Below are 12,983 nucleotides of genomic sequence, written 5' to 3'. Positions count from 1 at the left end.
TCGGTCCTGCGGACCGGGTCATGGGCATGCGCTTCTACGATGTCCATGCAGACGTCAGCATCGCCGTTCGGCCATTATGAATGACATATCTACCTGCGCGGACATTCACGTTTCAGAGCGGAGCCCAGCGCCGTAGCCGAGGCCGCTGCCCACACAGGTGCGGCAGTCCGATCGACACTTCAGGTGACCTTATGTACGCTCCCTGTCATCCATGCTCACGGGGAGGTAGGCAATGGGTAACGGGGAAACACCTGATGAGGTGTCTGTTGATCTCGGCACTCTGCGCTTCTTCGCCGAGGTCATGAAGGCAGACACCGACGACGGGCTGCGCAGGGGAGCGATCCGAGCCGACGCCGAGGTACAGACCGGAGTCCGGTTCGGCACCCGCACCCTTTCCGGCGAGGTCGTCGCCGGCACCGACGCCCTGAAAGCCGCCCTCGACCGCGCCAATACGAACGTCGCGCGCCAGGTCGAGGCAGCCGACATCCTCATCCACGCGATGGAGCAGATCCTCGCCAACTACACCGCCGCCGACATGGCCTCCGCCGAACAGGTCGCCACGGTCGAACGCACACTGCTCGACGCGGTCAAGGCCGCCGAGGCGGTATACCCCGAGCCTGAGCGGCTGCCGCGGGGGCTGGTCGCGTAGTGAGCGGACAGCAATACGTCCCACCGACCAACACGGCAATAACCCCCGTCGTCAAAGGCGAGTTCGTCGGGCCGGTGCAGACCGTGTTCACCGCGCAACCGGACTTCATCGCGTTCTGCACCAACTGGGACGCCTTCGACGTGCCGCGGCTGTGGGACTCGGTGCGTGCCGAGGACGACCCGGCCGCCTGGAAGCAGGCCCACGGCTGGGAGAACCTCGGACAGATGCTGGCCGACCAGCACGACCGGCTGCTGCGCCTGCGTGAAGCCCTGGCCGCAGGCTGGGATCCGATCAAGTCACCGGCGGCGCGGGTGTTCTTCCGGGTGCTGGATGGGCTGCTGGTGTCGATGCGCGAGGACGCCTACGCCCACACCTCCACAGCTCGCGGTGTCGATGGCATTCTGACGACTCTCAAGACGGCCAAGCAGAAGCTGGACCCGTTGAAGAGGGAGTGGGACGACGTCACCACCGACTGGCTACCGGAGTGGTGGGACAACGCGGCCGATGACCTGAACCGGCAAGGACGCGCCGCCCTCGAGGAGGTCGACAAGGCGGTCAAGGACTACCGGCGGCGGATCGTCATCCCCGCCGAGTACGACTACCGCGTGTTCTCCTCAGACGTCGTCGGCGGCCCGACCACCCCACCCGGCCCCGGCCGGGGCCTTGACCCGCGCCCTGGCGTTACGCCGGGCGGCGGCACGCCTCGACCACCACGCGCCGTCACCCCAGGCGGGAACCCGCCCCCGCCGGTGCCCGGCTACGACCCGGTGCTAGACGACGGACCCGTTCTGGAAGGAGCACCGCAGCCTGTGCCCGCGGTGCCCGGCTCGCCGATCTCGGTGCTGCCCGTGCCGCCGGGCAGCCCCTATGCGCCACACGGCGGCGCTTACGTGCTGCCGGGGCCGGGCGTCGGACGAGGCGGCTGGATCCACCCGATGCCGATATCGACCTCCACCGCCAACACCGCAGCAGCCGGCCGCCCCGCGGCGGGCGGCGTGACCGGCGCGGTGCCGGTGGCCGCACCGATGGGCGGCCCGGGCGCGCGCGGCCGGGCCGATGGCCGCGGCGGGCAGCGCGGCGGTGACGTGGTGTGGGAGGTGGCGCGCGGTGTGCCACCGGTCATCGGCCAGGCGCCCGACCCGCTCGCGGCGTCGGCAGCAGCCCAGGGGTCGGCGGTTGAAGCCGCGTTCGTCGACTGGTTCGCCGACGTCGCCACACCGTGGACAAACGACCTCAAGGTCAACATCAATCGAGGAACGGACCGGCCCACGTGACCACCCCCATGCGCCCGCTGCGCGCGATAGTCGCCGCACTGCTGACCGCGGCCGTGATCTCCACCGGCGCGCGGGCCGAAGCAGCCGACGCCATCAGCGACGGGCAGTGGTACCTCAAAGCACTCGACACCGCCGCCGCCCACCGCATCAGCCAGGGTAAAGGCGTGAAGGTCGGCGTCATCGACAGTGGCGTCGACGCCACCCACCCCGATCTTCGCGGCTCGGTCGAGGCCGGCGGCGACTTCAGCCGTGCCGGCGCCGGCGACAGCCTGACCGACACCGACGGGCACGGCACCTCCATGGCCAGCCTCATCGCAGGACACGGGCAGATCAAAGGCGTAGCGCCGGCCGCCAAGATCGTGTCAATCAAGGTCTCCGACGGGTTCAGCGGATCAGCCACAGCCGTCGGCCAGGCCATCACCTGGGCCTCTGAGCACGGCATCCGGATCGTGTCGATCTCCTCCGGCTACGACTCCGACGACCTGGTACTCCAGCAGGCCGTCACCAAAGCACGCGGCAAAGGCATGATCATCGTGGCGGCCGCCGGGAACAAACCCGACGCCACCACCGTGCAGTACCCGGCCGCATACAACGGAGTCATCGCCGTCGGCGCCACCGACAAAAACGGCAACCTGTCGAACAAGTCAGTGAGCGGCCCGCAGCTCCTGCTCGCCGCGCCAGGCGACTCCCTGAGCACCGCCCACCGCGACAAGCGCCGCGTCATCACCACCGGAACCTCCAACTCCGCAGCACTAGTCGCCGGGGCCGCGGCACTCGTGCTCGCCGCACACCCCGACATCAGCGCAGAAGAGCTGACCCGCAGGCTCACCTCGACCGCCACCGACAAAGGACCGGCAGGCCGAGACGACCAGTACGGCTACGGGATCATCAACATCACCGCCGCCCTGACCGTCGCCGCGGCGAGCACACCCGCCGCGGCGCCCACCTCAGCCGCGGCCGCGCCGCCGTCACCGCCGCTGGCGGCTCCCGGCGCTGACTTCCCGACCCGCACGGCGCTCACAGCCGGCATCGGCTGCCTACTCGTCCTGACCTCGATCGGAGCAGCGCTCGCCATCCTGAACCGCCGCCGGTCAAGAAGCTGAACAGGACACGCCGATGACATTCGAAGTACAGCCGCAGGCCCTACGCGCCGCGGCGAAGGCCTACGACACCAGCGCAGACCACCTTGCCGTCGCCCGCGACTACAACCAGACCCACTCGCAGTTCGAATGGTACGAAGAAGGCCTGATCGCCGGCGCCAACACCGACCACGACAACCTCATCAGCCTGCTCCGCCGGCGCCTAACCCAGGCGACCGACCTGCTAGGCCGCAGCGCCGACGAACTCGCCAAAGCAGCAGACGCCTACGAGGGCGTCGACACCAAAGCCGCAGCACAGCTCGACTCGAGCTACCCGCCAGTCGAGCGCGCCGACACCCGCACCAGGCACGGCCTGTGATGACCGACCCGACCCGCCATCTCACGACACCTGTGCCCCAAGACGAAAACGTCGACAACGGTTTCGTCAACATCACCGAACTGCTCGACTACCTCAGCCCCGCCGCCTGGCTCAACGAACTCATCGAAGAACTCACCGGCCACGACGTGACAGGCACGCTAGTCAAACCCCTCGCCGGCGACTGGGCCGCGATCTCCGCATACGGAGACGCACTCAAGAAACTGTCCCAGTGCTTCGGCGACATCGCCACCGACGTACAGGCCAACACGATCGAACTCGACCGGCACTGGCACGGCAACGCAGCCGACAGCGCCTACCTCTACTACTCCAGCACCGCCGCCTCACTGTCCTCACACGCCCAAGCCGTCCACCGGGCCGGTATCCAATACCAGAAACTCGCCGTCGGCATGTGGCAGCTCGCCGAACAGCTGAAAAGCTTCCTACAGCAGGTCTGCGACAAGGTCCTGCTCGCCGCCGCCTACGCCGCTGCCGGGACCGTGGCCGCTGAGACCGTCGTCGGCGGGGTGATCGGATACGCCCTGGCGGCCGCGGAAGTCGCCAAGGCACTCCAGCTGATCAACAAGTGTTCGTTCATCGTCCAGACAGCGAACATGGCCGTCGGAGGGTTCGTGTCGACGCTGCGGATCCTGTTCAAAGAGATCGAGGCGCTCGGCGACATCCCGACACCCGGCGCAGCCTACGACCACCCGATGGTGAGGTGAACCATGGACGACGAACGCACCGGCCTCGACCCGGACGTCGAGAAGCAGGTCGACCAGCGGCTGCTGCGCACCGCACTTGAACAGATGCGCCGAGGCCGTGACCAGATGATGCGAGAAGTTGCCGACGACCTGTTGGAAGGCCGCGTCGCGCTAGCCGACATCGGCAACTCCGCCGAGGTCGCACAGGCGCTGCGGGTCTCGGTGCGACGGTACAAAGACTGGCGCGAGAACATAGCCGAAGAAGACTTCCAGGCGCTTATGACGCGCGTCGGCAGCCAGGTCGAGATGGTACGCCGCCAGGTGGAGCAGGACCGGGACCATGGCTGACCCGAGCTCGGTCAAGATGTGGCACGGCGTGCGGCGCAGCCTCGCCATCGCCGCGCTGGCGGTCTGGTTCCCGCTGGGACTGGCGACCTCCATCGGCGTGATCGCGAACCTCACCGACGACGACCGGGTCTGGAACATCTCCGCACCCGAACTGATCCTGCGCTACCTGGTGCCGATCCTGCTCAGCACCATCGGCGCGGTCTTCGCCGTCGGAGTCCTGCGTACCGACGACCCGGAACGGTCGCGAACCCTCGCCTGGCGGCTCGCCAGCTGCTACGTAGGGGCCTATCTGATCTATGTGGCGGCGTCTGCCTCGCTCGCGTAGCGACGTTCGTGGGCTGCTCTGCAAAGCGGCGGTCGGCGAGCAGCCTGCGTCGACGACCCCCCAGGCACAGCAGAGAAATTGATAGGGTTTGCTGCCGCAGTCCAACTCGGACAGCAAGCAGTCGACCACTCAGAGCCAGAATCGATGAATAGGAGCAAGCGTTGTCTGCCCTACCACGCAGATCGGTCCTGCTCGGTGGAGCTGGCCTGATCCTGTCGGCATGCAGCGAAAAACGCGAGCAGCCACCGCCACTGATCACCGAACGCACCGCTCCGTCGCTGGCCCGGGATCCGCACATCGAGCGGGTATCCGCGGTGAACGAGATCTTGGCGCGCCGGGTCAAGGCTGTGCGCGATGGCGACGAGCGCGTGTTCCTGGCAGACCTCGATCAGACGAACACCGCTCTCGTTCAGCAGCAGCGGATGCTGTTCGCCAACCTCCGCCAGTTCAAGCTGACCACGTTCAACTACGTCATTCCGCCAGCGGAGCTGGTGGAGGTCAGCGGCGAACAGATGGTCTGCCCCGTCGTCGGGATCATCCAGTTCAGCATCGATGATGCAGGCACCGGTGTCATGCCCGGTGAGACCTTCCAGTACACGCTGGTACAGCGCGACGGACAGTTCCGGATCAAGGACATCACCGCCAAGACCGAGCAGAACGCCGGCACGCTCAACCTGCGGGGGCCGATGGCCGACGCACCCTGGAACAGCACCCCGCTAAAAGTCACCACCGTCGGCAACGTCTGGCTGGCATCAGACGCCTCAGTCACCGACCTCGACGCCTACATCAGCGCCGCCCAACACGAAGCACAACGCATCGACACCCTCTGGGGCAGTCGCACGCGCTACCCCGGCAGCCTGCTATTCCTCACCCGCGACAGCGAAGCATTCAAGACCTGGTACTCCTTCGGCTCCGCCGGCAACTACAAAGACACCATCGAAGGAATCGCGCCCCACCCCGAAGGCGTGCGGACCAACGGCGAGCCCTACACCGGGCAGCACGCCGGCTCACGAGCCGTGGTGAACCTCAAGCGCGTCGACGCGATCGACGACGACCCCCGCCGGGTCATCCGGCACGAACTCGCCCACGGCGTCACCGCCCGCGCCCGAATGACCGCGAGCGGGTTCATCAACGGCCACGACGGCCCACCCCTGTGGGCAGTCGAAGGATTCGCCGCATGGACCGAAACGCTCGACAGTCCGGCGCTGGCCGCCGCGTACCGCCGCGGCGCCAACACAGGCTTCAACGGCAAGCTCCCACGCTCGACGGACTTCTACAGCAAAAACTCCGGCGGCAACTACGCGATGGGCGCAGCGGCGTTCCTACTCGCAGAGAAACTCAAAGGCAGACAGGCCGCGGTCGACTTCTACGCGTCCCTGATCCAGCACACGGATCTCGGCGACCTGGCAGTCGCCGAGATGCCCGTGTTCGACGGCATCTGCAAACAGGCCCTCGGCATCAGCGCCGCGTCCTACACCAGCCAGTGGGCGGCCTACGTGAAAGCAGGGGCATGACATGGGCGCCGGTCGCCGTGCACTGATGAAGAACATCGCGCTCGCCGTCGTTCCGTTGGCGGTGGTCGCCGCGCTGCCCCTGCTGGTGCTCCTGCGGTCTGGCGGTGAAGTCGTCGAGACCGGCCTGGTCAGATGCCCGGGCAACCTGTCCGGCCAGTGTGCCGCGAACTTGACGGTCACTGCGGTGAAGGATGCGCTCGTCGGGCACGGATACACGTGCACCGACGTCAAGGAACGCGGTCACCACGAGTGCAAGCTGAAGATCGGCGTCGCCGAGTTCACCGTGTACATCGACTACAACGGTGACGGAGTCCGTGAACTCGAGGCCGCCGTGACCTTCTACCAGGACGGCATCACCCCAGGCAAAAGCAGTACTGCCCTGCTGAGCTGGGTGGCCAGCCTGCCGTTCGCGGACAGCCGCCAGAACATCGAAGAGGTTACGGCCTGGGTCGCGGCCAAGATGACATCACCCGGCGACGCCGAGGCTCGCATCGGCCCATACATCTATCACCTCGAGCGCGGCACAGCCGGCATACTCGACCTGAGCATCATCCCCGACTACAAGGCCAAGGCCACCAAGACCAAACCCCGGGCGGTCACTCTTCCTGCCGTGACCGGGGAGTTCCCGACCCTGGCCGACGCCTACCTTCGGGACCTGACGACCGCGAACCTCACCAAGTTGATGAGCGACGCGAAGTGGACGTGCGCACCAGAAGCCCCCTCATCGTTGGTGCAACCCGCGCAGCAACAGGTCAGCTGCCAGGCTCCAGCAATGGCGGAGCTGAGGCTGACCGTCGGATATGACGACGAGTCCAGGATCCGGTCGATCTACGCATGGTGCCATTACCAGCCTGGCACACCCTTGTGTCGCACCCTTTTTCGGACGCTGGCCGCGGCGGCGCATCTTGGGCACCCCGACCTGCGCGAGCAGTCCGCGGAGTGGGCGGCACGCAACGTCGACCATGACGCGATGACAGTCATCGGCGATGTGCGTTTCATCGCGGCGCTCGACCCAACCACCATCACGATCCTGCCTAGCCTCCTCTGACCGCACGCGGACAGTTCGCCAGCTCTGCCGCCAACCGCCGAAGGAAACGTCACCGCGCATCAATCGTGACAGCCGGCCAACCCGGCGAGATTTCCCGATGAAAGGATGACTTCACGCCCAGCGGCGGATCGCAGCAGAACGTCGCTTCGATCGCCTCATGCGTGAAGCACTTATCGTCGAGCACGACACTGACTCGGTGGTGCATCCAGGGATGCGCCCGCAGAGAGCTAATTCTTAGAAATTGCGCGAATCTCGTTGGCCTCGCTGAGGAGGCATAGCACGAAATCCTTTCCGTTCACAAATGCGGCGGCCGCTACCTGCAGAACATTGCTGCAGCCATCTGCGCTGCGAGCCTCGATCTTTCTCCAGCCCACAGGTGCCGCGCCGGTGTGCAAGAACACCCATGCGTTCGTGGAGTCGCAACTTGCGTAGACTCCGTACACCCTAAACTCTGCCAATCCATCGGAAGCTCCTCGACGAAGAGGGTTATTCACTCGACGACCATCGATGACCCGGCAACGGCTGGCTTGATCGACCCGTGATGTGTCGGCGATGGACGCGACGGCCGTCCACTGGTAGACCACCTGGCTTGTGTCAGCACACAAGATCCTCGCGGACAGGCCGTCTCGGGTAGCGACTATGACGGGCCTGACCAGCGATCAGGCCGACCGGCTCGTGCTCGACGTCTACGCCCACGTCGACCTGGACCCGGCCCGCCGCCGCCGTGCGGTCGGCCCCTACCGCGCAGTGCTGGTCGTCCTGCTCTACCTACGCCACAATCTTTCCCAGACACTGCTTGCCGAACTGTTCGGCTGCTCCCAGCCGACCGTGTCCCGCCTGATCACCCGGCTCACACCCGCCGTCACCAAGGTGCTCACCCCCTACGCCGAGCAGGCCGCCGACCGCGACCTGCGCTCCACCATCCGCGTCGACGGGTTCGTCGCTCCGACCGGTGACCGGCGCAAGAACACCTACACCTCGGGCATGTACTCCGGGAAGCGGCACCGCTGCGGGTTCAACATCCAGGTCGTCGGCTCATTCCACGGCAGGCTCGTGCTCACCGGCGCACCGCAGCCAGGCGCGATGCACGACGCGAAGGCCTGGCGCGAGTCCGGACTCGCCGCGAAGTTCGAAGGCCGGCTGCACGCCGACGGCGGCCCCGGAGGCTTCGCCGACACCGCCTACACCGGCACCGGCCTGTGCGTGCCCGTCCGCAGGCAGAAAGGCCAGGCCCTGACCGAATCGACCCGCGAGTACAACCGCGCGATCGCCTCCCGCCGGGCCAGCGTCGAGCGCGTCATCGCGCACCTCAAGAACTGGCGGCTCCTGGCCACCGGCTACCGCGGCATGCTCGACCGGTTCCCGATGTACCTCGATGCCATCACGAAGCTGGAGATCTACCGGACCTCATAGCGCAGGAGGCAGGGTCTGGTTCAGCTCTCGCGTATACATCAGGCACGCATCGTCGTCGATCACGACGGATTCTCCCGGCGGCACCGGCTCACCTGCGTACATGATCCCGCGCCCGTCCGGGATGTAGCCGCGTTTGACGTACATCCGCTGGGCGGCGCCGTAGTCGCCATACAGGCCCACCCCGAGACCGACCACCGGGGTCCGCGTGGCCACCAGCATTTCGGCCGCGTCCATCAATGCACTGCCCACTCCCCGCTGGCGGTGCGCCGGGAGCACGTTGAAATCCTGGATCTCTGGTATCCCCTCGACCCGAAACGGCAGGTAGCCGCTGGCCCACGCAACGGTGACGTACCCCGCGAACCGTCCACCCAGCTCAGCGACGATGACGTCCCGGTCGCCGGCAGCCTGCTCGGCCAGGTAGCACCGGAACTGCTGCACGTCCTTGCCCGGCCACCCGAGTTCGGCGAACGCCGCCGGGATCGTCAGCAGGTCAGGCTCGGCCAGCGCCCGCATCGTCAGGTCAGCGATCACCGGCCCATCATCCTTCACCCGTCAAGAACGTGATCGAGGGACTGGAACAGCCACGCCACCGGCGATCGACGGCTGAAACACGATCCTTCCACCACGTCCGACACGTCACCACGCCTGGATACCTACCAGGCATCGACAAGCGCCACATGAATAGCCCTCGAAGGCTCTACATGTCGCCGTGTAGGTGGCTACCTCTGTGGTCTTGAACCTCTGTCCGGGTGACGACGGCACGCTATACGGTATCGGTCGGGCGGGCCCGAGGCGTCTCTCGAATAATAGCTGCTGATCGTTGTTCTCGCGTAGGTCTACCGCGGTTGCGAAAGCGCGACGACGGGTACATCCAGGACAGACGACGGGTACATCCAGGACAGCAGCTGCGGAGTATGGCGATGCACGCCCCTGGTGAGCAGTTCCTGGCGAAGGGGAACGCTCGTGCGAGGTCGTGGCGGTCGCGGAGGCGGCCGGCAAGCGATCGCCGCGACACAGTCCGCCGGCCCTTTTCGGGTGATGCCTACAGAAGCGCATCGGGTCGGCTGTTTAGCCGACGTGGTCATGTCGGCGGATCTCGTGGAGCGTTGACGGGATCCGACGCGCCACTTGCTCATGCAGCCGCAGTGATCAACACCGTGTTGGTCTGCTTATCTACTTGCTCGTGGGCGAGTGGGTTCCGTTCGCGGCCGGGTCGCGGTCGACGTGCTCGGCCTCTGCGGCTGAGGCGACGCGATGTATCTGATCGCGGGGGCAGGCTGGACCGCCGTTGCCCGCCTGGCCGATTGCGGGTGACGGCGCCTCGCGTCGTGTCGTGCGCTCTGTCCATCGCAGCGTGGGGGTGCAGGGGGGGCGGGTTGGCCCGTCCAGCCTGTCAGTTCGGCGCCAGTCAGTCGCCGCACGCGCTTGACGTGCGCAGTGCCGTACTTGGCGACCTCGGCCGACATGTCTCTCGGTGATCGCGGCACGCGATGCCACGCCGTGGATGATGTGCCGGATGGGCTAGCTTTGGTACTTTGATGGTACCAATTGACCGTTTTGCGCAGTTGCCACGAGGTGAGGTTGCCATGTCAGACGCCGTCGACATCGTCGCACAGGACACGACGCCACCGATCCTGGACAATTCCGCCAGAGAGATCCTCAAGGGCACGCTCGTGCCGTTGCGCGTCGAGGTGGCGACCGACGAACCCGGCGGCGGAATCGTGAAACTCGGCGCCATCCGGCAGATGGTCCTCAGCCGCGGCGACACCGACGACATCCGCGACCAGCTGCACGCCGCCGAGCGCCAGTACGGACAGTCGGCGCACATGTCCGCCGAGACCCTCGACCTGCTGCGGACGTTCGAGGATCCGCTCCTGCGCTCGGCCCGTCCCGAGCTCAGCACGATCGCGCGGATCCCCGCCACTGAGCTAGTGACCTTCGCCGAGGCACTCATCGCCAGGCGCACCGAGCAGATGCGGCGCGTTCAGGCGATGCGGCGTGAGGACTACGACAAGTCCGACGTCGTGTACGAGATCGGCCGCTGCGCGCAGGCGCTTAACGCCGCCGACGTCGCGCTGCGCGTGCTGGCGGCGACCGTGGCGCCGCCGGTCGGCATGCTTAACCTGGAACGCATCGAGATGGTGCCGGTCGGGATCCAGCGCGGTGAACTGGTCGGAACCATCCCGCTCGCGCCCGGCGAGGAGACCGCGGTCACCTACAAGGAATGGTCTGTCACATCCCGGGAGTTCACCACGATCGTCACTGACTCGCTGGAAGAAGTCAGCGAGACCGGTGTCACGGACAACACGGACCTGTCGCAGTCGACGTCCTCGCAGACCCAGCACTCCAACCAGTTCAACATCACCGGCACTGTCCAGGGCGGTATCCCGATCATCTCCGGTTCGAGCACCGCCGGGTTCACCGCGCAGGGCTCGGAGTCGGTGTCTGCCACCGAGAGCATCAAGCACGCGCGGGCGGTCACCCAGAAGGCCTCGTCACGCTCGCGGCGCGAGCACAAGGTCACCATCGCGACGAAGACGGAGACCGGCACGTCGCAGACATCGACCCGGGTGCTGAAAAACACCAGCAACCAGCCAGTGCGCATCGACTACTTCAGCCTGATGCGCAAGTGGCGGGTCAGGCTGTACCGGTACGGACTGCGCCTGACCTACGACATCGTGGTGCCCGAACCTGGCGCCGGGCTGCGGCGGGCGTATGCGGAACTGAAGGCGTTGCGCGCGCGGCAGGGGCCGTTCGTGTTCGACGTCAAACGCTCGGACATCACCACGGAGCTGGTCGGCCCGACCGGCAACCCCGACCCGAACGGTGTCCCGAAGTACCGGTGGCTCGCCGAGCGGCACGGGGTGTCGGTGCGGTCGTATCCCGCAGACCCGACCCCTCTCACGCCCAGTGCCCGAGCCGGGACCAACGGCGGATGGTGGTTCCTCGACGTCGAGTTCGACGTCCCCGAGGGCACCCGCATCCGCGAGCTGAAACTGGACGCCCAGATCGGCAAGGACGACTCCGACGACCGGATGAACTTCGACGTGATCGGGTCCCGCATCGAGGCGGCGTGGCAGGGCCTGAGCAATGCGCTGATCATCCGCGACCACAAGGTCATGGCGGTCGCCGGCGGGCTGCCGTTCATGCAGGGCTACACCGGCCGGCACAAGGTGACGTTCTTCTTCCACCACTCCGAGCAGGTGTTCGTGGGCCTGACCGTACACCGCGAACTGGCGCCCGAAACGGTCGAGCAGTGGCGCACCGACGTCTGGAACGCCCTGTACGACGCGGCCCAGAACAAGCACTTCGCGCAACAGCAGGAGATCGCGGCGAGCATCGCGGCGATCGAGGAAAGGCTCGTCAGCGTCGACACGCTCACCCTGCGACGGGAGGAAAGCGACGAGATCATGAAATGTGTGCTGAGGTTCGTGCTCGGCACCGACTTCGACTTCATGCCCGACGAGGTGCTCGCAGCCTTCGTCGCGGCCGGTGTCGACCTGAACCACGGCATCGGATTCGACGGCCCGAGCCTCGGGCTGACCCCTGAGCAGTGGAGCCTCGTGCGCCAGCACGAGGACCTGGTCCGGTTCATCAACCAGGCGATCGAGTGGGAGAACGTGGTCACGTTCCTGTACTCGTACTTCTGGGACGTGCCTGCAAGCTGGTCGTTCATCCGGCAGCTGCGGCACCCGGACGCCAACCGCCAGGCGTTCCTGCGCGCAGGCAGCGCACGGATCGTCCTGACCGTCCGCAAGGGATGGGAGGAGCGCTGGATGCGCTACGCCGAGGGCGGCGCGATCGGCGCGCAGATCCCAGCCCCATACCTGACCATCGCACGGGAGATCGCCGCCTACGACGACCGCAACTATCCCGGGATCCCGCCGGCCAATCCCGGCCGGTCGGCCGTCCGGCTGCAGGACGCGGTCTTCACGACCAGCACGGTCGACGTACAACCGAGCAGCAACGTGGTCGAGATCAGGGTCGCCGACAGCACCGGATTCGTCGTCGGGCTGCCCGTCGTCGTCGACGTCGAGGACGAGCGCAACATCCAGGAGGCGACGACGGTCGTCGAGACAGCCCAGGGGAAGGTCAAAGTCGCGGGCCTGAAATTCGCGCACCGCGGCACGCAGGCCCCCGTGCCGCTCCTGCAGCCGGGGGAGAAGGGCGCCCTCATCGCGGAATGGAACGAATACACCCCCTCCTCCGGGACGGACATCGCGCTTACGTCCAACCTCGGCACGATCTCCTAG

The 12,983-nt window shown here is 66.6% G+C and carries 13 protein-coding genes; 11 read left to right on the top strand and 2 right to left on the bottom strand.

Annotation, left to right across the window (positions count from 1 at the left end; genetic code table 11):
* Positions 1–232 precede the first annotated feature (232 nt).
* The 9 genes from HAV39_RS30330 (at position 233) to HAV39_RS30290 (ending at position 7,317) form a co-directional block, all read left to right on the top strand.
* Positions 233–649 carry a hypothetical protein gene (locus tag HAV39_RS30330; RefSeq protein ID WP_191842592.1) on the top strand — a complete coding sequence of 139 codons (417 nt, stop codon included), beginning with the start codon at positions 233–235 and terminating at the stop codon, positions 647–649.
* Positions 649–1,923 carry a hypothetical protein gene (locus HAV39_RS30325; RefSeq protein ID WP_191842591.1) on the top strand — a complete coding sequence of 425 codons (1,275 nt, stop codon included), beginning with the start codon at positions 649–651 and terminating at the stop codon, positions 1,921–1,923. Before HAV39_RS30330 ends, HAV39_RS30325 begins: the two co-directional genes overlap by 1 nt.
* Positions 1,920–3,026 carry a S8 family serine peptidase gene (locus HAV39_RS30320; protein ID WP_191842590.1) on the top strand — a complete coding sequence of 369 codons (1,107 nt, stop codon included), beginning with the start codon at positions 1,920–1,922 and terminating at the stop codon, positions 3,024–3,026. The genes HAV39_RS30325 and HAV39_RS30320 overlap by 4 nt, the downstream gene beginning before the upstream one ends.
* A 13-nt stretch (positions 3,027–3,039) precedes the next feature.
* On the top strand, positions 3,040–3,381 hold the full coding sequence (locus tag HAV39_RS30315) for a type VII secretion target (protein ID WP_191842589.1): 342 nt from the start codon (positions 3,040–3,042) through the stop codon (positions 3,379–3,381).
* Positions 3,381–4,103, top strand: a complete 723-nt coding sequence (locus HAV39_RS30310; RefSeq protein WP_191842588.1) for a hypothetical protein — start codon at positions 3,381–3,383, stop codon at positions 4,101–4,103. The genes HAV39_RS30315 and HAV39_RS30310 overlap by 1 nt, the downstream gene beginning before the upstream one ends.
* 3 nt (positions 4,104–4,106) lie before the next feature.
* On the top strand, positions 4,107–4,430 hold the full coding sequence (locus tag HAV39_RS30305; RefSeq protein WP_191842587.1) for a hypothetical protein: 324 nt from the start codon (positions 4,107–4,109) through the stop codon (positions 4,428–4,430).
* On the top strand, positions 4,423–4,755 hold the full coding sequence (locus tag HAV39_RS30300) for a hypothetical protein (RefSeq protein ID WP_191842586.1): 333 nt from the start codon (positions 4,423–4,425) through the stop codon (positions 4,753–4,755). Before HAV39_RS30305 ends, HAV39_RS30300 begins: the two co-directional genes overlap by 8 nt.
* Before the next feature lie 161 nt (positions 4,756–4,916).
* Positions 4,917–6,269, top strand: a complete 1,353-nt coding sequence (locus HAV39_RS30295) for a hypothetical protein (protein WP_191842585.1) — start codon at positions 4,917–4,919, stop codon at positions 6,267–6,269.
* A gap of 25 nt (positions 6,270–6,294) precedes the next feature.
* Entirely contained in the window at positions 6,295–7,317 is a 1,023-nt protein-coding gene (locus tag HAV39_RS30290) for a hypothetical protein (RefSeq protein ID WP_191842584.1), read from the top strand.
* A 49-nt stretch (positions 7,318–7,366) separates the two neighbouring features.
* On the opposite strand, the gene HAV39_RS43385 is transcribed toward HAV39_RS30290, so the two are convergent.
* Positions 7,367–7,501: a hypothetical protein gene (locus HAV39_RS43385; protein ID WP_275413933.1), complete on the bottom strand. Its 135-nt coding sequence runs from the start codon at positions 7,499–7,501 to the stop codon at positions 7,367–7,369.
* A 455-nt stretch (positions 7,502–7,956) separates the two neighbouring features.
* Between HAV39_RS43385 and HAV39_RS30285 the strand changes: the two genes are divergently transcribed.
* Positions 7,957–8,730: a transposase family protein gene (locus tag HAV39_RS30285; protein ID WP_191842583.1), complete on the top strand. Its 774-nt coding sequence runs from the start codon at positions 7,957–7,959 to the stop codon at positions 8,728–8,730.
* Here HAV39_RS30285 and HAV39_RS30280 read toward each other — a convergent pair.
* Positions 8,725–9,261, bottom strand: a complete 537-nt coding sequence (locus tag HAV39_RS30280) for a GNAT family N-acetyltransferase (protein WP_239120646.1) — start codon at positions 9,259–9,261, stop codon at positions 8,725–8,727. The two genes, HAV39_RS30285 and HAV39_RS30280, sit on opposite strands and share 6 nt — an antisense overlap.
* Before the next feature lie 1,055 nt (positions 9,262–10,316).
* Here HAV39_RS30280 and HAV39_RS30275 point away from each other — a divergent pair.
* Complete coding sequence (locus HAV39_RS30275) at positions 10,317–12,983, top strand: hypothetical protein (RefSeq protein ID WP_191842582.1); 2,667 nt, start codon at positions 10,317–10,319, stop codon at positions 12,981–12,983.

The organism is Catellatospora chokoriensis, from assembly GCF_011297315.1.
GTDB lineage: Bacteria > Actinomycetota > Actinomycetes > Mycobacteriales > Micromonosporaceae > Catellatospora > Catellatospora citrea.
The sequence above is the reverse complement of the archived record's forward strand: the minus strand, read 5'-3'. Positions and strand labels throughout refer to the sequence as shown.

What these genes read in the sequence shown, in the direction of transcription:
- HAV39_RS30330 (WP_191842592.1), top strand. Translation starts at nt 233, where the DNA reads ATGGGTAACGGGGAAACACCTGATGAGGTGTCTGTTGATCTCGGCACT.
- HAV39_RS30315 (WP_191842589.1), top strand. Translation starts at nt 3,040, where the DNA reads ATGACATTCGAAGTACAGCCGCAGGCCCTACGCGCCGCGGCGAAGGCC.
- HAV39_RS30310 (WP_191842588.1), top strand. Translation starts at nt 3,381, where the DNA reads ATGACCGACCCGACCCGCCATCTCACGACACCTGTGCCCCAAGACGAA.
- HAV39_RS30305 (WP_191842587.1), top strand. Translation starts at nt 4,107, where the DNA reads ATGGACGACGAACGCACCGGCCTCGACCCGGACGTCGAGAAGCAGGTC.
- HAV39_RS30300 (WP_191842586.1), top strand. Translation starts at nt 4,423, where the DNA reads ATGGCTGACCCGAGCTCGGTCAAGATGTGGCACGGCGTGCGGCGCAGC.
- HAV39_RS30290 (WP_191842584.1), top strand. Translation starts at nt 6,295, where the DNA reads ATGAAGAACATCGCGCTCGCCGTCGTTCCGTTGGCGGTGGTCGCCGCG.
- HAV39_RS30285 (WP_191842583.1), top strand. Translation starts at nt 7,957, where the DNA reads ATGACGGGCCTGACCAGCGATCAGGCCGACCGGCTCGTGCTCGACGTC.
- HAV39_RS30275 (WP_191842582.1), top strand. Translation starts at nt 10,317, where the DNA reads ATGTCAGACGCCGTCGACATCGTCGCACAGGACACGACGCCACCGATC.